The sequence below is a fragment of the Streptomyces sp. cmx-4-9 genome, from assembly GCF_046548835.1.
Taxonomy (GTDB): Bacteria; Actinomycetota; Actinomycetes; order Streptomycetales; family Streptomycetaceae; genus Streptomyces.
Genome location: NZ_JAEBEE010000009.1, coordinates 234,716 through 252,582, shown reverse-complemented (window position 1 = coordinate 252,582; position 17,867 = coordinate 234,716). Strand labels below are relative to the sequence as shown.

At 73.5% G+C, this 17,867-nt stretch carries 16 protein-coding genes; 3 read left to right on the top strand and 13 right to left on the bottom strand.

Going from position 1 to position 17,867, the window contains the following annotated elements; genetic code table 11:
• Window positions 1-202 precede the first annotated feature (202 nt).
• From cobT to ACLJTM_RS27655, 7 genes are all read right to left on the bottom strand, one after another.
• Entirely contained in the window at window positions 203-3,649 is a 3,447-nt protein-coding gene (cobT, locus tag ACLJTM_RS27685) for a nicotinate-nucleotide--dimethylbenzimidazole phosphoribosyltransferase (RefSeq protein ID WP_411106452.1), read from the bottom strand.
• Window positions 3,650-3,923: 274 nt separating this feature from the next.
• Window positions 3,924-5,126: a precorrin-6y C5,15-methyltransferase (decarboxylating) subunit CbiE gene (gene cbiE, locus ACLJTM_RS27680; RefSeq protein WP_411106451.1), complete on the bottom strand. Its 1,203-nt coding sequence runs from the start codon at window positions 5,124-5,126 to the stop codon at window positions 3,924-3,926.
• Between the two features lie 76 nt (window positions 5,127-5,202).
• Window positions 5,203-5,913, bottom strand: a complete 711-nt coding sequence (locus ACLJTM_RS27675) for a GNAT family N-acetyltransferase (protein WP_411106450.1) — start codon at window positions 5,911-5,913, stop codon at window positions 5,203-5,205.
• Window positions 5,914-6,130: 217 nt separating this feature from the next.
• Window positions 6,131-6,994, bottom strand: a complete 864-nt coding sequence (locus ACLJTM_RS27670) for a MetQ/NlpA family ABC transporter substrate-binding protein (RefSeq protein ID WP_411106449.1) — start codon at window positions 6,992-6,994, stop codon at window positions 6,131-6,133.
• A 113-nt stretch (window positions 6,995-7,107) separates the two neighbouring features.
• Window positions 7,108-7,776, bottom strand: coding sequence for a methionine ABC transporter permease (locus ACLJTM_RS27665; RefSeq protein ID WP_411106448.1), 669 nt, complete (start codon window positions 7,774-7,776; stop codon window positions 7,108-7,110).
• On the bottom strand, window positions 7,773-8,882 hold the full coding sequence (locus ACLJTM_RS27660; RefSeq protein ID WP_411106447.1) for a methionine ABC transporter ATP-binding protein: 1,110 nt from the start codon (window positions 8,880-8,882) through the stop codon (window positions 7,773-7,775). Before ACLJTM_RS27660 ends, ACLJTM_RS27665 begins: the two co-directional genes overlap by 4 nt.
• Window positions 8,883-9,282: 400 nt before the next feature.
• Window positions 9,283-9,930, bottom strand: coding sequence for an HAD-IA family hydrolase (locus ACLJTM_RS27655; RefSeq protein ID WP_411106446.1), 648 nt, complete (start codon window positions 9,928-9,930; stop codon window positions 9,283-9,285).
• A gap of 68 nt (window positions 9,931-9,998) precedes the next feature.
• Between ACLJTM_RS27655 and ACLJTM_RS27650 the strand changes: the two genes are divergently transcribed.
• Window positions 9,999-10,367, top strand: a complete 369-nt coding sequence (locus ACLJTM_RS27650; RefSeq protein WP_411106445.1) for a hypothetical protein — start codon at window positions 9,999-10,001, stop codon at window positions 10,365-10,367.
• The gene (locus tag ACLJTM_RS27645; RefSeq protein ID WP_411106444.1) at window positions 10,360-10,776 is read left to right on the top strand and encodes a hypothetical protein; all 417 of its coding nucleotides are present in this window, start codon (window positions 10,360-10,362) and stop codon (window positions 10,774-10,776) included. Before ACLJTM_RS27650 ends, ACLJTM_RS27645 begins: the two co-directional genes overlap by 8 nt.
• A 31-nt stretch (window positions 10,777-10,807) precedes the next feature.
• Here the strand turns inward: ACLJTM_RS27645 and ACLJTM_RS27640 are convergent, their stop codons facing one another.
• From ACLJTM_RS27640 to ACLJTM_RS27630, 3 genes are all read right to left on the bottom strand, one after another.
• Window positions 10,808-11,314 (bottom strand): GNAT family N-acetyltransferase, encoded by a 507-nt coding sequence (locus ACLJTM_RS27640; protein ID WP_411106443.1) that lies wholly within the window; start codon window positions 11,312-11,314, stop codon window positions 10,808-10,810.
• Window positions 11,315-11,351: 37 nt separating this feature from the next.
• Window positions 11,352-11,933, bottom strand: a complete 582-nt coding sequence (locus ACLJTM_RS27635; protein WP_411106442.1) for an RNA polymerase sigma factor — start codon at window positions 11,931-11,933, stop codon at window positions 11,352-11,354.
• 74 nt (window positions 11,934-12,007) lie between these two features.
• Window positions 12,008-13,183: a glycerophosphodiester phosphodiesterase gene (locus ACLJTM_RS27630; protein WP_411106441.1), complete on the bottom strand. Its 1,176-nt coding sequence runs from the start codon at window positions 13,181-13,183 to the stop codon at window positions 12,008-12,010.
• A gap of 308 nt (window positions 13,184-13,491) precedes the next feature.
• Here ACLJTM_RS27630 and ACLJTM_RS27625 point away from each other — a divergent pair, with 308 nt between their 5' ends.
• Complete coding sequence (locus ACLJTM_RS27625) at window positions 13,492-14,121, top strand: lysophospholipid acyltransferase family protein (protein WP_411106647.1); 630 nt, start codon at window positions 13,492-13,494, stop codon at window positions 14,119-14,121.
• A 15-nt stretch (window positions 14,122-14,136) separates the two neighbouring features.
• Here ACLJTM_RS27625 and ACLJTM_RS27620 read toward each other — a convergent pair whose 3' ends face one another.
• The 3 genes from ACLJTM_RS27620 to ACLJTM_RS27610 form a co-directional block, all read right to left on the bottom strand.
• Window positions 14,137-15,612, bottom strand: coding sequence for a membrane-associated oxidoreductase (locus ACLJTM_RS27620; protein WP_411106440.1), 1,476 nt, complete (start codon window positions 15,610-15,612; stop codon window positions 14,137-14,139).
• A gap of 68 nt (window positions 15,613-15,680) precedes the next feature.
• Entirely contained in the window at window positions 15,681-17,225 is a 1,545-nt protein-coding gene (locus tag ACLJTM_RS27615; RefSeq protein ID WP_411106439.1) for an MFS transporter, read from the bottom strand.
• Entirely contained in the window at window positions 17,225-17,773 is a 549-nt protein-coding gene (locus tag ACLJTM_RS27610; protein WP_411106438.1) for a TetR/AcrR family transcriptional regulator, read from the bottom strand. Before ACLJTM_RS27610 ends, ACLJTM_RS27615 begins: the two co-directional genes overlap by 1 nt.
• Window positions 17,774-17,867 lie beyond the last annotated feature (94 nt).

Here is a 17,867-nt window from a genome sequence, read left to right as displayed (position 1 = left end):
GTCCGGAGTCCACGATACGACCCGTGGGCCCGGGGGTCCCGGCGGGGGCGGGCGGCGGCGGGGACGGTGGCGGGGCCGGCTGCGCCGGGAGCCGGCGGGCGGGCCCGGCGGGAGGACGCGGGACATCCGCCCCCTGGAACCGTGCCCGCCGGTGGGGGTGCCGGGCCTCCCCCGCCCGGTGTGCGGGCGGGGGGCGGGCCGGCTACTTCTCGGTGACTCCCGCAGAGTCGAACGTGGCGACCTCGTGCATGGCGCGGGCCGCGCTCTGCACCAGGGGGAGGGCCAGCAGGGCGCCCGTGCCCTCGCCGAGGCGGAGGTCGAGGTCGACCAGGGGGCGCAGGCCCAGCTTGTTCAACGCCGCCACGTGGCCCGGCTCCGCGCTGCGGTGGCCCGCGATGCACGCCGACAGGGCCTCCGGGGCGATGGCGCGCGCCACCAGGGCGGCCGCGCCCGCGCTGACGCCGTCCAGGATGACCGGAGTGCGCAGCGAGGCCCCGCCGAGGAGCAGGCCGACGATGGCCGCGTGCTCCAGGCCGCCGACGGCCGCGAGGACGCCGATCGGGTCCGCCGGATCGGGCTGGTGGAGTTCCAGGGCGCGGCGGACGACCTCGACCTTGCGGGCGTGGGTCTCGTCGTTGATCCCGGTGCCCCGGCCGGTGACCTCCGTCGGGTCGACCCCGGTGAAGACCGAGATGAGGGCCGCGGAGACGGTGGTGTTCGCGATGCCCATCTCGCCGGTGAGCAGGGCCTTGTTGCCGGCCGCGACCAGGTCGCGGGCCGTCTCGATGCCGACCTCGATGGCCGCGACCGCTTCCTCGCGGGTCATGGCCGGACCCACCGACAGGTCGGCGGTGCCCGGGCGGACCTTGCGGGGCAGCAGGCCGGGGGTGGCGGGCAGGTCGCCCGCGACGCCCACGTCGATCACGCAGACCTCGGCGCCCACCTGGTTGGCGAAGGCGTTGCAGACGGCCCCGCCGCCCAGGAAGTTGGCCACCATCTGGGTGGTGACCTCCTGCGGCCACGGCGTGACGCCCTGGGCGTGCACCCCGTGGTCCCCGGCGAAGATCGCCACGGCTGCCGGCTCGGGGATCGGCGGCGGGCAGACCCGCGAGAGGCCCGACAGCTGCGCCGAGATGATTTCGAGCATGCCCAGGGCCCCGGCGGGCTTGGTCATGCGCTTCTGCCGCTCCCATGCCTCGCCGAGCGCCTTCGCGTCGAGCGGACGGATGCTGGCGACGGTCTCGGAGAGCAGGTCGTGCGGCTCCTCGCCGGGCAGCGCGCGGCGCCCGTACGTCTCCTCGTGCACGACCCAGGACAGCGGCCGGCGCTGGGACCAGCCGGCCTGCGCCAGCTCGGGCTCCTCCGGGAACTCGTCGACGTACCCGACGCACAGGTAGGCCACGACCTCCAGGTGCTCGGGGAGGCCCAGCTCGCGGACCATCTCGCGCTCGTCGAAGAAGCTGACCCAGCCGACGCCGAGGCCTTCCGCGCGGGCGGCGAGCCAGAGGTTCTCGACGGCGAGGGCCGAGGAGTACGGGGCCATCTGCGGCTGGGTGTGCCGGCCCAGGGTGTGGCGGCCGCCGCGGGTGGGGTCGGCGGTGACGACGATGTTGACCGGGGTGTCGAGGATGGCCTCGATCTTGAGTTCCTTGAACTGCTTGGCCCGGCCCTTGGGCAGCGACTTCGCGTAGGCCTCGCGCTGGCGCTGGGCGAGCTCGTGCATCGTGCGGCGGGTCTCTACCGAGCGGATGACCACGAAGTCCCAGGGCTGCGAGTGTCCGACGCTGGGCGCGGTGTGGGCGGCTTCCAGGACGCGGAGCAGCACCTCGTGCGGGATGGGGTCGGTACGGAAGCCCTTGCGGATGTCCCGGCGCTCGCGCATGACGCGCAGGACGGCCTCGCGTTCGGCGTCGGCGTAGCCGGGGGCGGCTTCCCCTGCCGGGGCGGGCGCGGTCGGTGCGGCCGTCTCGGGCAGGGCCTCGGCCGGTGCGTCGGCCCCGGCCGCGGTCCCGGCCGTGGGGGGCTCGGGCTCCTCGGCGGCCTCGGGCGCCGCCGGCTCGGCCGCGACGGGGAGCGGCTCACCGGCCCCGGCCTCCGGGGCCGGCGCGGTCTCGGGCTCGGGCTCGGGCGCAGCCTCGGCCTCGGCCTCGGGGTGTACGGGGCCGGCCGCGACGGGCAGCGGCTCCGCCGGGGCCGCAACGGCCTCAGGGGCCGCCGGCGCGAGCGGTGCGGCCTGCGGGGCCGGGTCCGCTGCGGCCGCGGAGGGCTCGGTGGTGGCGGGGCCGGTTGCGGCGGCCTCGGGAGCCGGGGCGAGAGCCGCTTCGGGCTCGGGCGCCGGGGCGTCGGGAGCCTCGGCGGGCGGCCCGGCGGGCACCTGTACGGGCTCGGGGCCTGCCGGGTCGGCGGGCGCCGCCTCGACCGGCTCGGGCGCGTGCGGCACCACGGGCAGCGGGTGCGCCTGCGCCTGAACGAAGGCAGGCTCGGGGAACTCCTGCGCGACGGCGGGGACGGGCCCGTCCGGCTCGGCGCCTTGCTGCAGGGCTTCGGGCGCGGCGAACGCGGCCACCGCCGGCTCGGGCTCGGGCTGGACCGCATCTCCGGGCTGGACCGGGTCGGGCTGGACCGGGTCGGGCTGGACCGCGTCGCCGGGCTGGACCGCGTCGGGCTCCTGGGCCTCGGGCGCCGCCTCGGGCAGGGCGGGCTCCTCCTCGGCGGGGCCGGGCTGCGCGGACTCGGCGAGGAAGGGGCCGCCGGGCTCCGGCGCGGCCTGGGCGGCCTCCTGCGCGGGCGAATCGGGGAGCGGCTGCGGACCGGCGGTGAACGGCGCGGGCGCGTCCTGCGGCTCGGGCTGCGGCGCGTCCTGCGGCTCGGCCTGCGGTTCCGGGCTCCACGGCGCCCCGGCCTGGAGGGGCACCTCGGCCCGCGGGAGGTCGAGGTACTCGGGGCCCGCGGTGGGCGGTCCGGCGTGGCGCACCGGCATGGCCGCCGCCGGGGTGCCGAGCGCGGAGACGAGCGGGTTGGTCCGGTCCGGGGCGGCGGCCGGGGCCTGGACGGGGGCTGCGGCGGGGCCGCGGTCCGCGAGGGAGCGTACGACGCCACCGGTGGCCTCGGGCACGGGCGGACCCATGTGCAGCGGACGCCGGGCCGGGGCGGCGGGCGCGGCGGCCGGGGCCGCCTGCGGGGGCACCATGCCGCCGAGGTCGAGGGCCCCGGAGTCGCGGCCGCCCGCCTCGTGGGCGCCGGCCGTGTAGGAGCCGTCGGGGAAGGACGGCTGCGGGTAGTCCGCGTAGGCGGCGGGCTCGGCGTAGGCCGCGGGCTCGGCGTAGGCCGCCGGGGCCGGGGTCCCGGGATAGACGGGCTCGGCGCCGTAGGGCGCGTCGGCGTACTGCGGGAAGTCGCCCGCGGCCGGGTCCACGGGAAAGGCGGGGGCGGGCGGGACGATCTGCGGGTCGCTCCAGGCGCCCTGGCCGCTGGGCATCAGCAGCAGTTCCTCGTCCTCCGGCTCGGCCGGGTGGTCCACGAGGTCCTGGAAGGCGTAGCCGGCGTGGAGCGGCGGCGGCATCTGGCCGGGAGCGGGGATGCCCTGCTGATCCACCATGCCCCCGTTGTCCGGGTGACCCTCGCCCGGGACCTGGCCGGTGTCAGTCATGCGTACCCCTCGCCCATCGGTGTTGCCTCTTCGATCGCCCGGCGCCCACGGGGCCGTCGAGCGGAGTTGCCGTACGGGTCCGTCGTGAGGCGCCTTCGCCTCGCCTGCGCCCGCACGACAACCACTAAGCATTGTCGCGCCCGTCAGCCACCACGGCGGCCATTACCGTCACGGTCTGCTGTGGACTGCGCCACGTCGCGCGTCCCGGCGGTGTCGCGGCGCCCGAATCGTCCGGGGCGGTACGACGATCGGCCAGCCTACCCCGGCCTCCGTCTCAGCGGGTCAGGGGGCGTTCCGCGGCCAGCAGGAAGACGACGGAACGCTCCTGTTCGGCCCAGGTACGGGTGTCGAGGCCGACGGACTGGAGCAGGGCGCACTCGACGGCGTACCCGTGTTCGGTGAGCGCCCGGCCGATGGCCTCCGCCTCGTCGCGGGTGGAGGCGTGGCTGACGATCCGTTCGGGGCGGCGCTCGGCGACCGCGGCGACCACCTCGGCTCCCCCGCCGCCGATGCGGACGACGTCGGGCTCGGGCAGGTCCTCCAGTACGTGCGGGGCGCGCCCGGCGACGACCTGGAGCTGCACTCCGCGCTTGCGAGCGGCGGCCGTTGTCCGTTCGAGGGCGAGCGGGTCGGCGTCCACCGCGATCACGGCGGCCCCGAAGCCGGCGGCGTCCACGGCGAAGGCGCCGGAGCCGGAGCCGATGTCCCACACGAGGTCGCCGGTGCGCGGGCCGAGGCGGGCGAGCTGGGCGGCGCGCAGCGGTGCGGACTCCCCTTCGCCGCCCGCGTCGGGGCGCGGGCGGGCCCAGCCGCGTCCGGCGGCGTGGGCGGGGCCCTGGCCGAGCAGCCAGCCCGGGTCGGCGGTGGAGGCCTGTCCGCCGCCGATGACGATGACGACGTTGGGGTCGCGCCAGGTGTGGTCGGCGGCCTTGTCGGAGGTGAGGACGCTGACCTGTTCCCGTTCGGTGCCCAGCTCCTCGCAGATGACGAAGGTGCGGTGGATTCCGCCGAGGAGCAGGGCCAGTTCGGCGGGTCCGGCTCCGGGCGAGGTGAGGACGGCGACCTTGCCGTGGGCGCGGCAGACGTTGACGGCGCGGCGCAGGGTGCGCGGGTGGGCGACGACGATCTGGGCGTCGTCCCAGGGCATTCCGGCGCGGGCGAAGGCGGCGGCCACGGCGGAGACGGCGGGGACGACTTCCACTTCGAGGCCGTGCTCGGGGGCGCGCAGGGTGCGGACGACGCCGAAGAAGCCGGGGTCCCCGTCGGCGAGGACGACGGCGGTGCCGCGGTGGCCGGCGATGCGGCGGGCGGCGAGTTCGAGGCTGCCGAGGCGGATGCGCTCGGCGGTGGGCGGTACTTCGGGGAGCGCGAGGTGGTGGGGCGCGCCGGCCACCAGGGTGGCGGCGGAGAGCGCGGACCGGGCGGCCGCGGTCAGGGGGGAGCCGTCCCAGCCGATCACCGTGACCCGGTCGGCCATCGTCGTCAGTCTCCTGGGGTGGGGTCAGGCGAAGTCTTGCTCGGGGGGCGCACGGTGAGACTACCTGGTGATCGGTTCAGTTCCGCTCGGCGCCGACCGGGCGGCCGTTCGCGTCGGCCGGGCGGCCGTTCGCGTCGGCCGGGCGGCCGTAGGAGTACTCGTCCTCGAAGCCGCCGTACCCGTCGTAGCCCTCGTAGTCGGCGGCCTCGTCGAGGTCCTCGGGGACGAGGCTCCAGACGATGAGGTCCGTGCGGGTGTCGGTCCAGCGGCCGTCGGCCGTCTGCACGCGCACCATCCACGCGTTGCGCAGTACGCCCTCGCTGATGCAGCCGATCTTCTGGGCCACCTGCTGGGAGGCGGTGTTGTCGGCGGCCGTGCGCAGTTCGAGCCGCTCGAAGCCCTGGTCGCGCAGGAGCCAGCGGGCGACGGCGAGGACGGATTCGCTGGCGTAGCCCTCGCCGCGGGCCCAGGGGGCGGTGATGTAGCCGGCCTCGGTGGAGCGGGTGCGCCAGTCGGTGTTGCGCAGGTGGACGGTGCCGACGAGGCGCTGGGTGAGGAACTCGGTGACGGCGAAGACGATGCCGCGGCCTGCGGTGCGCTCCTCGTGGGCGCCGCGGGTGGCCCAGTGGCGGGCGTGGGCCCGGGTGTAGGGGTGGGGTGCGCCGGTCCAGGCGGTGACGTGCTCGTCGTTCATCATCTCGGTGAGCGCGGTGACGTCCTCTTCCTCGAAGGGGCGCAGCACCAGCCGGTCCGTGCTGATGGTGACGTCCGGGAAGGTGGTAGTCATGCGCAGCTCCAAGCCTGGGACCGTGGTGCGACCGTGGTGCGGAACCGTTCGTGCGCTCCGTCCGTGCGGGTCGTAGGGCTCAGCATGCAGCATCGGCGGGGGCGGGCGCATGGCCGGGTTGCCCGGAAGCGGGCAGCGTCCGGCCCCGCACGCCGAGGGGGCGTACGGGGCCGGCGGGGAGGGCCTGAGGGGTCCGCGCGGGGCGGGCCGCAGGGGGTCAGGCGGCAGGGGTGCCGAAGGCCGGGGTGACCGAGCCCTGGTACTTCTCCTCGATGAACTTCTTGACGTCGTCGGAGTTCAGGAGCTTGGCGAGCTTCTGGATCCGCGGGTCGTCCTGGTTGCCTTCCTTGACCGCGAGGAAGTTGGCGTAGGGGTTGCCCTCGGCCTTCTCCAGGATCAGGGCGTCCTTGGCGGGCGCCAGCTTGGCCTCAAGGGCGTAGTTGCCGTTGATGACGGCGGCGTCCACGTCGTTCAGGGCGCGCGGGACCGTGGCGGCCTCCAGCTCCTTGAACTCCAGGCCCTTCTTGTCGGTGATGTCGGACAGCTTGGCGGCGGTGCCGACACCCTCCTTCAGGGTGATCAGGTTGTTCGCGGCCAGCAGCTGCAGGGCGCGGCCCTCGTTGGTGGTGTCGTTGGGGACGGCGATGGTCTGGCCGGCCTTGATGTCGGTGAGGGCCTTGGCCTTCTTGGAGTAGAGGCCGAGGGGTTCCAGGTGGACGTTCACGACGGGCACGACGTGCGTGCCGTTCTTCTTGTTGAAGTCGTCGAGGTACGGCTTGTGCTGGAAGTAGTTGGCGTCGACCTGGCCCTGCTCGGTGGCGGTGTTCGGCAGGACGTAGTCCGTGAACTCCTTGACCTCCAGCTTGAGGCCCTCCTTCGCCGCGAGCTTGTCCTTGACGAAGTTCAGGATGTCGGCGTGCGGGCTCGGGGAGGCCGCGATGACGAGCGGCTTGCTCTCGTCGGCCTTGGCGCCGTCGGCCTTGGTGGAGGACGGGTCCGAGGAGCTGCCGCAGGCGCTGAGGCCGAGGACGAGCGCGGACGCGGTGGCGGCGAGGGCGGTGAGCTTGATGTTCTGACGCACGAAGAGTGCCTTTCTTGCTGAACAAGTACCTGAGACTTGCTGGTGGTGGCCCAAGCACGACAAGTGCGGGCTCTGCTGGGGGAAATCGGGGGGCGGGCCGGGCGGCCCGGGTGTCAGGCCGTCCGGCCGCGGCGGGCGAGCAGTCGGACCGCGCCGTCGCCGATCAGCTGGACCACCGTGACGATCACGATGAGGACCACGACGGTGGCGACCATGAATCCGGTCTCGAAGCGCTGGAAGCCGTAGGTGATGGCCTTGGAGCCGAGGCCTTCGCCGCCGACGGCGCCCGCCATGGCGGAATAGCCGACGAGGGTGATGACGGTGGTGGTCACGGCCGCGACCAGGGAGGGCAGGGCCTGCGGGAGGAGCACCTTGCCGACGAGGGTGGGCACCGAGCCGCCCATGGACTCGACGGCCTCGATCAGGCCGTGGTCCACCTCGCGTACGGCGGTCTCGACCAGCCGGGCGAAGAAGGGGACGGCGCCGATGGCGAGCGGGACGATCATGGCGGTGGGGCCGATGAAGGTGCCGACCACGGCGGTGGTGACGGGGATCAGGAAGATCAGCAGGATGATGAACGGCAGCGAGCGGCCGATGTTCACGATCACGCCGAGGACCTTGTTGAGCGGCTGGTTCTGCAGGAGGCCGCCCTTGTCGGTGAGGACCAGCAGGATGCCGATGGGCAGTCCGCCGAGGACGGTCACCAGGGTGGACCACAGCACCATGTAGAGGGTGTCGAACGTGCCCTGGCTGAGCAGGGGCTGCATCTCGGACCAGGTCACTTGGCACCATCCTTGACCAGCGCGGGGTTTTCGGTGTCGAGGTCGCCGAGGAGGTCGGCGGGTCCGGCCTGGCCGAGGGGGCCGGGGGCGCGGGTCTGCTCGTGCGCCTCCACGACGTCGACCTGGAGGCCCTGCTCGCGCAGGAAGCCGACCGGGACCACGTTCTCCTCGTACCGCCCGGGCAGCTCGATGCGCATGCGGCCGATCTGCTTGCCCGCGACGGTGTCCATCGCGGCGCCGAGGATCGAGATGTCGATGTTGTACGTCCGCGACAGCTGGGAGATGACCGGCTGGGTCGCGGCGTCGCCGTGGAAGGTGACGTCGAGGACGGTGCGGTCGGGTCCGGTGGCGGAGCCGCTGACGGGGAAGAGGGCGCCGGCGAGTTCGGAGCCGGGGGTGGCGAGCAGCTCGGCGACGGTGCCGGACTCGACGATGCGGCCCTTCTTCATCAGGGCGGCCGAGTCGCAGACGGACTTGACCACGTCCATCTCGTGGGTGATGAGCAGGACGGTCAGGCCGAGCTGCTGGTTCAGGTCGCGCAGCAGTTGGAGGATCGAGCGGGTGGTCTCGGGGTCCAGGGCGCTGGTGGCCTCGTCGGAGAGCAGCACCTTGGGGTCGCCGGCCAGGGCGCGGGCGATGCCGACGCGCTGCTTCTGGCCGCCGGAGAGCTGGACCGGGTAGGCCTTGGCCTTGTCGGCGAGGCCGACGAGGTCGAGGAGTTCCAGGGCCTTGCGGGAGCGCTCGCGCCCGGGGACGCCGAGGATCTCCAGGGGGAGTTCGATGTTGCCCTGGACGGTGCGCGAGGACAGCAGGTTGAAGTGCTGGAAGACCATGCCGATGCGGCTGCGGGCCTCGCGGAGCTCCTTGCCGGCGCGGCGGCCGCGGCCGGCCAGCGCGGTGAGGTCGACGCCGTCGACGCTCACGGTGCCGGTGGTGGGGCGCTCCAGCAGGTTCACGCAGCGGATCAGGGAGGACTTGCCGGCGCCGCTCTGGCCGATGACTCCGTAGACCTCGCCCTCGCGGACGTGGAGGTCGACGCCGTCCAGGGCGGTGACCTCGCGGCCACGGGACTGGTAGACCTTCGTGAGGCCCGATGTGGTGATCACAGGATTTCCGTCGCTGTCGAGTGCACGGCGCAGCGGGTGCCGGGCACGGGGCAAACATCTGGGGACGCGGTACGGCCGGCAGCCGTCAGCCCGTACGGAACGGAGCGGATGGCGGGGCGGCGCGTGCGCGGGGCAGGAGCAGGTCCGCACTGCTGGGCAGCTGGTGACGGAGAGGCTCGTCAGCTCTCGCTTCGGGGCGCGAGGCGCAGGGGAGGGGCCCTCAGAAGGCGCACATTCGACACATACAACGAGCACCGGGCGTCATCGTCGCCTCGGTCGCAAGGGTGCGGCTGCTCGTCGTGGTCATGGGCCCAAGTAAAGCAGACCCGGTCACTGACCGATCAAAACTGTCCGGATAGCGGACGGGACACGACCGTATTCCGGACAGTCCGGGGCCGGGTCAGCCGTCCGTACGGACCTCCAGGCCCTCCCCGGTGACCTGCACGGACACGGCCGAGAGGTCCCGTACGACCACGTCCGCGCGGAGCTGCTCCGCGGGGTGCGTTGTGGTCAAGGCCACGGTGCGCATCCCGGCCGCACGCCCGGCCGCCAGACCCGCCGGGGCGTCCTCGAAGACCAGGCACTGCTCCGGCTCCACCCCCAGCCGGGCCGCCGCCCGCAGGAAGGGTTCGGGGTCGGGCTTGCCGCGGGTGACGTCGTCGGCGGCGACCAGCACGGGGGCGTCGATGCCGACCTCCCGCAGCCGGGCCCCGGCGAGCGGGCGGGTCGCGGAGGTGACCACCGCCCAGCGGTCCGCGGGCAGGGCGGACAGCAGGTCCTTGGTGCCGGGGAGCAGGACCACACCGCCGGCCACGTCCTCGACCTCCAGGGCCTCGATGCGGGCCAGCGCACCGGCGCGCACCGGCTCGGGCAGCAGCTCGGCGATGATGTCCACTGCGGTGCGGCCGTGCAGTTCCACGCCGGCGAACTCCTCCTCGGTGATCCCGTGCTCCCCGGCCCAGCGGGTCCAGCAGCGGTGCACCGATTCCATGGAGGAGACGAGCGTGCCGTCGTTGTCGAAGAGCAGGGCTCGGGCTTGCAGGTTCATGCCTCCCAGCAAAGCGCCCTGCCAGGGGTGCGCGCATCGGGTCTTTCGACCCGTAATACCCTCGCTGCATGCTCGACGCCCTGACGGTCGCCATCGGCGCCGCCGCACTCGCCCTCGCCGCCTGGTGCGGCCACGCCGCCTGGCGGGACCAGCCGACCAAGGACTGGCACTTCATCGGCATGGCCGTGGTGACCCTGCTGGTCCTGGCCCAGCTGGTGGTCGGCGTGGTCAAGCTGGCGCAGGGCGGGAAGCCCGACGAGGGCTCGGTGATCTTCGTGGCCTACCTGCTGGGCGCCCTCGTGGCCATCCCGGGCGCCGCGCTGCTCTCCCTGACCGAGCGGACCAAGTGGGGCTCGGTGACGGTGGCCGCGGCGGCCGTCGTCCTCGCCGTCCTCGAGGTACGGCTCTACGACATCTGGGGAACGACCGGTGCCTGACACGAAGACCGCCCCTGCCGGCGGGCGCAAGCGGCTGGTGTCCGGGCCGGGCCTGCTGCTGGTCTGGCTGTACGGGGTGATGGTGGTGGGCGCGGTGTCGCGGTCCGCCTACCAGATCTCCACCGAGTTCGACCGGGCGCCGCTGGCGTACGCGCTGTCCGCCGCGGCGGCGCTCGCGTACGCCTTCATCACCTTCTCGCTGGTGCGCGGCGGGGAACGGGCCCGCAAGGCGGCGCTGGTGTGCTGCGCCGCCGAGCTGGCCGGCGTCCTGGTCGTGGGCACCTGGACCCTGGTGCGCCCCGATTCCTTCCCGGACGCGACCGTGTGGTCGCAGTTCGGGATGGGCTACCTGTTCATCCCGGTGATCCTGCCGGTCACCGGGATGCTCTGGCTGCGCGCCAAGCGCTGAGCACCGGGGTCCGGACCCGGTGCGCCGGGCGTCAGGCGCTGACCGTGAACGCGCTCGGGTCCTTGGCGTCCTTCTCCAGGATGACCAGCTGCACGCCGTCGGAGGCGGTGCGGCCGCCGACCCGCGTGTAGCCCGCCTTGCGGTAGAGCCGCAGGTTCGACTCGCTCTTGTGCCCGGTGTGCAGGCGGAACCGGGTGGTCGCGGCGTGGCCCGAGAGCGCCACCTCGACGGCGCGCAGCAGCCGCGAGCCGAGGCCGTGGCCCTGGAGGCGGGGGTGGACGCAGAGCTTGCCGATCTTGCCGGTGCCGTCCTCGTCGACGCTGCCGCGGACGGTGCCCACGACCTCGTCGCCGAGCCGGGCCACGAGCACGGTGTCCTCGGCGAGTTCCGCCTTGAGGGAGTCCAGGGACTGGGTGAGCGGCTGGATCAGGTAGTTGCCGTACAGCTCCGCCTCACGCTGGAAGGCCAGGTACTGCAGTTTGAAGATCTGCTCGGCGTCCTCGGCAGCTGCCGCCGAAATGATCACGCTCATGCCCATGTGCGCATGCCTCCCGCTCACCTGGTAGCCCGTCGGTCTACCGCTCCTTTCCCCACGGGCCAGGAGCTGCAACCTCTGCAGCCAGCATTCTGCGCAGACATCCCAGGCAACGGGAACGGACGGGCCCCAAACTTCCTTGTGAGATACCCAACTCTCCTGCGATTTCACGGTAGGTGAGGTCTCTGGGCGAAAGAAATGCCTTCATCAGCTCCGGGCAGCGCCCGGGCAGTCGGGCGACCGCCGAACGGAGCGCGCGCCGGGCCTCCCCGTGCAGCAGGGCGTCCTCCGGTCCGGCATGCCCTGCTCCGGCCGCCCCGGGCGGCCCGGCGGGCCGCCGCGGTTCGGCCACGGCGGGGCGGCGGTGGTCGTAGGCCACTTCCCGGCGGGCGCGGCGCCGGGCGCGGCGGGCCTCGGCGCGCACGGCCCGCCGCAGCCAGCGTGCGGGCTCCGCCGGGTCGGCGGTGTCGGGGGCGTGCCCCTCGGCTTCCAGCAGCCTGACCCAGACGGCTTGTTCCAGGTCGGCGGCGTCCACTCCGGTGCCCGGGGCCTCGGCCGCCGCCTCTGCGGAGAGCAGCGGGCCCAGTTCGTTCAGGAGGGCGGGGTCCTTCAGCAGATCCATGCCGGGCGGGACGCGGGGGCCGGGCCCGGCGGTTTCGCCGCCGGGAACCGGACACCCGTACGACGGTGTCCCCGCTAGGGGTTGACGGGGCGCCGGCCCGGCCGGAAGGCCTCCGCCGCCAGCAGCCCGGTGTCCGGGTTGTCGGTGAAGATGCCGTCGATGCCCTGCTCGAAGTAGGTGCGCAGGGCCCCGAAGGCGTCGCCGTAGGCGGCCGGGTCCGTGCCCTTGCGGTACTCGGCCGGCAGGAAGCTGTTCTCGTTGCGCGCGGTGTAGGGGTGCAGCACCAGCCCGCGGGCGTGGGCGTCCTTGACGAGGGTGGTGGGCGCCCCGAGCCGGCCCGCCGCGTCCCGGGGGATGACCAGGTCCAGGGTCGGGCCGATGCCCTGGGCGAAGCCGGAGATCCACTGCAGGCCCCGGGGCGTCACCAGGTCGGCGACCGTCCGCGGGTCCTTCGCCTGTTCGAAGTCCCACGGGCGGGTGTGCGCGGCGCCGAGCAGCACCACGCGCGGGGCGGAGACCAGCCGGGCGAGCCGCTGGATGCTGGAGGGTTCGAACGACTGGAGGAAGACGGCGGCGTCGCGGCCGTCGCGCCCGTGGCGGCGCAGCAGCCGGGCGAGGGGCTCCTCCAGGCCCAGGCCCAGGGAGCGGAAGTACGTGGGGTGCTTGGTCTCGACGTGCAGCCAGACCCGCCTGCCGCGCCGCCTGCCCTCGGCGTCCGCCCAGCGCAGCACCTCCTCGAAGGTCGGCACGGCCCACCGGCCGTCGTAGAGCGTGTTGCGCTGGCGGACGGCGGGGATGCGCTCCTGGGCGCGCAGCGTCTTGAGCTCGGCGAGGGTGAAGTCCTCGGTGAACCAGCCGGTGACGGCGACCCCGTCGACGGTCTTGGTGGTGCGGCGCGGGGCGAACTCGGGGTGTGCGGCGACGTCCGTGGTGCCCCCGATCTCGTTCTCGTGGCGGCACACCAGGTGGCCGTCCCGGGTGGGGACCAGGTCCTGCTCGACGATGTCCGCGCCCAGGTCGAGCGCGAGCGCGTAGGAGCCGAGGGTGTGCTCCGGCCGGTACCCGCTGGCGCCGCGGTGGCCGATCACCGTCGGAACGGGCAGGCTCCGGAAGCCGCCGCCCCCGCCGGCGCCCCCGCGCCCGTCCTCCGCGGCGGACGCGGTCCCCGCCCCCAGTCCCGCGACGGCCCCGCCGGCCGCCAGGGCCGCCGCCCCCAGTACCGTGCGCCGCGCTGTCCCACCGTGCGTCATGTGTGCACTCCTCGTCCTGGAAGGCCCGCCACCCCCGGAAATCCCGGTCGCCCCGGCGTCCGTCGGCCCCGATCCGGCAGGGGGATCGTAGGCATCGCCGCATGTCCGCGGGGTGAGACGAGGCCTAACATGGCGGAAACACGCGTCAACACTGCGTATCCACCACGTGAACCCGATGTGCGATCAGAGTGGACCCGCGAGTATCGTCCTCACCTGCACGACCACCGTGTCGCGCGAAGCCGCTTTTCGATGCCGGAGGGCTCACGTTGTTCCGTACCGCGCTCATCAAGGCCACTGTCGGACCCGTCATGCGCATGATGTTCCGCACCCGTGTCGAGGGCATCGAGAACATCCCGGGCTCCGGAGCGGTGATCCTTGCGGGCAACCACCTCACCTTCATCGACTCGATGATCCTCCCGCTGGTCTGCGACCGCACGGTCCACTTCATCGGCAAGGACGAGTACGTGACGGGCAAGGGCCTCAAGGGCCGCCTGATGGCGTGGTTCTTCACGGGCGCCGGCATGATCCCGGTGGACCGCGACGGGGCCAACGGCGGGGTGGCAGCCCTGATGACGGGCCGCCGGATCCTCGACGAGGGCAAGATCTTCGGCATCTACCCCGAGGGCACCCGCTCCCCCGACGGCCGGCTGTACCGCGGTCGCACCGGCATCGCCCGCCTCACCCTGATGACGGGCGCCCCGGTGGTGCCCTTCGCGATGATCGGCACCGACAAGCTCCAGCCCGGCGGCGCCGGGATGCCGCGCCCCGGCCGGGTCACCGTGCGCTTCGGGGAGCCGATGGAGTTCTCCCGCTACGAGGGCATGGACCGCGACCGGTACGTGCTGCGCGCCGTCACCGACTCGGTGATGGCCGAGGTCATGCGGCTCTCGGGCCAGGAGTACGTGGACATGTACGCCACCAAGGCCAAGGCGGCCTGACCCGCCGCCGCCCGGCTACTGCCGTTGGAGGGACCGGCTGACGCCCGCTGCCGTCGTGGTGGCCAGCACCCAGCCGGTCACGATCAGCAGGTACGAGAGCCACTGGTGCCAGCCGCTCGGCGCGTAGGCGGCCTCCTGGCCGAAACCGATGATCGGCAGCATCAGGTCGATCGTGTAGAACACCGCGTTGAAGTCCGGCGCCTCCCCCGCCTTCAGGGCCCGCGGCGGGTCGGTCCCGTACGCGAGGGCCCCGGTCAGCAGCAGGGCCAGCAGCCAGCCCGCCGCCCGCAGCGGCCGGTAGCCGTAGCCGACCGTGAGGTCCTGGAGGAGTCCCCAGAGCCGGGCGGGCCGGGGCAGGGTGCGGCGGTGGCGGCGCAGTTTGGCGAGCTGCACGGTCCGGGCGGCCGCCTCGTCGCCGACCGTGCGGTAGGCCGTGGCCAGCTGCTCGTAGGCGTACGGGAGGTAGCCGGACTCCTCGCGCTCCAGCGCGGGCAGCCGCTCCTGCGCGGTCAGGTGCGGGGCCAGCACCCGGTAGGTGAGGCCGTCGACGCGGATCTGGTCGGGCCAGGTCCGCGGTTCCACGTGCAGCAGGTCGAACTGGGATCGGCGCAGGCTGACCGTTCCCTGGACGGGTTCGCAGCGCCGCAGCCACATCTCGCCGACGACGCAGCTGGAGGCGCGCAGGGCGACGCCGCCGGGATTCGCGAACGACGCGCGGCCGAAGTAGACCTGACCCGGTATCCGGACGCCGGTGAGGTTGACCGTGCCGCGCGCCTCCAGCCGGTCGGCCCGCAGGTCCGTCCCCACGGCCAGGGTCTCGGCGTGCAGGGCGATGGCGCCGGGGTTCAGCAGGCGGGCCCGGTCGAGGGAGATCTGGCCCCCGACGGTGGCCCCGTTGAGCCGGAGCTGGCCGTGCACGGTCAGATCGTTCGCGATGATGTCGGTGCCGACCTCGACGTGGTTGAGCTGGAGCGGGGGCTCGTCCGCCTCCTCACCGGTCGCAGGGCCGATCACGGCCCCCTGGAGGAAGATCCCCCCGGCTATCCGGGCGCCCGCCAGCCGTACCGGTCCGGTGATCCGGCAGCAGGAGAGCCGCAGGACCACGTCCACGCGCAGCGTGGCGGCGGTCAGGCCCGGCAGGGTCGAGTAGCCGAGTACCAGCGCCCGCAACTGGGCCCCGTACATCAGGGGTTTGCGCTCGAACCAGCAGTCCCGCAGCCGGATGGGGTGGTCGACGACCGCATAGCGCAGGTCGAGCTTGCCCACGATCCTGGCGCCCTTGATCTTGAGTCCGGCGACCCGGCCCTCCTCGGCGGGGCAGGCACCCAGCAGGAGCGCTCGCAACACCTCGGCGCGCAGCGTGCGTTCGGGTCCCCAGTCGGCCCCGTCGACCGAGCTGTCCTCGGGGTGGGCGCGGAAGTCGACGCCGTCGCCGCGCGGGAAGGCCTCCCACACGCGGCGTTCCGCCGGGGTCAGTTCGTTGATCTCCATCGCCGGGATCGTGTCCCGCGACCGGACGGCCTGTCAACTGCGCCGGACACGCACCCCTTTGGCCGGGCTCAGTGCTCCAGGCCGTCCTGGAGCCGCTGCCCCTTCAGCAGGAACCAGGCGGCCGCGGCAGTGGCCAGCAGGACGGCCGCGCCGACGCCGGAGGCGAGGCGAAGCCCGTCCACGAAGGCCACCTGGGCCGCTTCCACCATCTGTGTGCCGGTCTGCGGATCCAGCGACGTGGCGGCTTCGACCGCCCCGCCCAGGGACTCGTGGGCCGCGTCCGCGAGCGGCGCGGGCACCGAGGCCGGGGCGGTGAAGGACTGGTAGACGCCGGTCACGATGGAGCCGAGCAGGGCGATGCCGAGGGCCGCGCCGAGTTCGTAGGCGGTCTCCGAGACCGCGGAGGCCGATCCGGCCTGCTCCTTGGGGACGCTGGAGAGGATCACGTCGGCGGTGACGGTGAAGGAGAAGCCGGCGCCGAGGCCGACGACGAGCAGGGCGGCGCCGAGCAGCGGGTAGCCGGTCTCCTTGTGGATCAGGGTGAGGGCGGCCAGGGCGATGCCGATGGCGGCGAGGCCGCCGGTGACGATCGACCGTACGGAGTACCGGCGGGCGTAGCGTCCCGCGACCAGGCCGGTGACCACGGCGCCGATGGCGGCGGGCAGTTCGGCCAGACCGGCTTCGAGGGGGTCGCGGCCCTGGACGAGCTGGAGGAACTGGGAGAGGAAGAAGACCAGCCCGGAGAGGCCGAAGACGGTCAGCAGGTCGGCGAGGACCGCCCCGGAGAAGCCGCGGTGGCGGAAGAGCCGCATGTCGAGCAGCGGGGACGGCAGGGTGAACTGGCGGCGGACGAAGGCGTGGAGGCAGCCGGCGCCGATGACGGCGGCGGCCCAGACGCCCCAGGTCATGCCGTGCGTGGCGACTTCCTTGACCGCGTAGACCACGCCGATGACCCCGGTGAGGGAGAGGGCGACGCTGACCAGGTCCCAGGGCCCGGCGACCGGGTTCTTGGACTCGGGCAGCAGCCTGATGCCGACGAGGACGAGCGCGAGCATGACGGGCAGGTTGATGAGGAAGACCGACCCCCACCAGAAGTGCTGGAGCAGGGCTCCGCCGACGACGGGTCCGACGGCCGCGCCGGCCGAGGCTGCCGCGCCCCAGACGCCGATGGCGAGGCTGCGCTCCCGGGGGTCGTGGAAGATGTTGCGGATCAACGCGAGGGTGGACGGCATCAGGGTCGCGCCGGCCACGCCGAGCAGGGCGCGGGCGAGGATCATCATCTCGGGGCTGGTGGCGTAGGCGTTGAGGACCGAGACGGCGCCGAAGGCGGTGGCGCCGATGAGCAGCAGCTTCTTGCGGCCTATGCGGTCGCCGAGGGAGCCCATGGAGACGAGCAGTCCGGCGATGACGAAGGAGTAGATGTCGCCGATCCACAGCAGCTGGGTGCCGGACGGCTTGAGGTCCTCACTGAGGGCGGGGGTCGCGAGGCCGAGTACGGTGGCGTCCACCGCGACCAGCAGCACGGCCAGGACCAGCACGCCGAGCGCGAGCCAGCGTCCGCGCCCCGCACCCTCCGCTCCCGTCCGCCGGTTCAGCTGTTCGGTTCGGCTCATCACTCCACACTCCGTCGTGCGCCACCGAGCAGCAACTCGATGATCATGTACTGGAAGTCCTTGGCGGCGACCCGCCCGTCCATCACGGCCCAGGCGCAGGTGCCGATGAGGCCGTAGAGGGCCTCGGTGAGCCAGGCGGGGCTCAGGTCGATCCGGATGTCACCCTCCTGCTGGCCGCGCCGGAAGAGGGCGCCGACCCGTGCGTCCAGCCGGGACCAGCCCTCGTCGACCTCGTCGCCCTCGAAGAGCTGGTTCTCGGTGACGAGGAAGGCCAGCAGTCCGGCGTTCGGCTCCGCCTCGGCGACGAGCCGCTTCAGCGCCTCGACCGCCGTGCCCTCGTCGAGGCGGGCGGCATCGAAGGCCGCCTCGAACTCGCGGATGCCGAGTTCCTCCAGGGCCCTCACGAGGGCGTCGCGCCCGGCGAAGTGCCGGTGCAGGGTCGCGCGGCCGATCCCGGCAGCACGGGCGACCTCGTCCATCGTGGCGGTCGATTTACGGGAGAGCAGCGCCGCCGCATCCCGGAGCACTTGGTCACGATCCATAGCCATGAGACAAGCATAACCCGAATGAGACGTCACTGTCTCATTCAAAGCTTGCGGCCTGGCACCCGGCCGGACCGGGCCCGGCGCCGGGCGCCGGGCG

What these genes read in the sequence shown, in the direction of transcription:
- ACLJTM_RS27675 (WP_411106450.1), bottom strand. Translation starts at nt 5,913, where the DNA reads ATGACTACCACCTTCCCGGACGTCACCATCAGCACGGACCGGCTGGTG.
- ACLJTM_RS27630 (WP_411106441.1), bottom strand. Translation starts at nt 13,183, where the DNA reads ATGACGCACGGTGGGACAGCGCGGCGCACGGTACTGGGGGCGGCGGCC.
- cbiE (WP_411106451.1), bottom strand. Translation starts at nt 5,126, where the DNA reads ATGGCCGACCGGGTCACGGTGATCGGCTGGGACGGCTCCCCCCTGACC.
- ACLJTM_RS27615 (WP_411106439.1), bottom strand. Translation starts at nt 17,225, where the DNA reads ATGAGCCGAACCGAACAGCTGAACCGGCGGACGGGAGCGGAGGGTGCG.
- ACLJTM_RS27625 (WP_411106647.1), top strand. Translation starts at nt 13,492, where the DNA reads ATGCGCATGATGTTCCGCACCCGTGTCGAGGGCATCGAGAACATCCCG.
- ACLJTM_RS27650 (WP_411106445.1), top strand. Translation starts at nt 9,999, where the DNA reads ATGCTCGACGCCCTGACGGTCGCCATCGGCGCCGCCGCACTCGCCCTC.
- ACLJTM_RS27635 (WP_411106442.1), bottom strand. Translation starts at nt 11,933, where the DNA reads ATGGATCTGCTGAAGGACCCCGCCCTCCTGAACGAACTGGGCCCGCTG.
- ACLJTM_RS27640 (WP_411106443.1), bottom strand. Translation starts at nt 11,314, where the DNA reads ATGGGCATGAGCGTGATCATTTCGGCGGCAGCTGCCGAGGACGCCGAG.
- ACLJTM_RS27620 (WP_411106440.1), bottom strand. Translation starts at nt 15,612, where the DNA reads ATGGAGATCAACGAACTGACCCCGGCGGAACGCCGCGTGTGGGAGGCC.
- ACLJTM_RS27610 (WP_411106438.1), bottom strand. Translation starts at nt 17,773, where the DNA reads ATGGCTATGGATCGTGACCAAGTGCTCCGGGATGCGGCGGCGCTGCTC.
- ACLJTM_RS27655 (WP_411106446.1), bottom strand. Translation starts at nt 9,930, where the DNA reads ATGAACCTGCAAGCCCGAGCCCTGCTCTTCGACAACGACGGCACGCTC.
- cobT (WP_411106452.1), bottom strand. Translation starts at nt 3,649, where the DNA reads ATGACTGACACCGGCCAGGTCCCGGGCGAGGGTCACCCGGACAACGGG.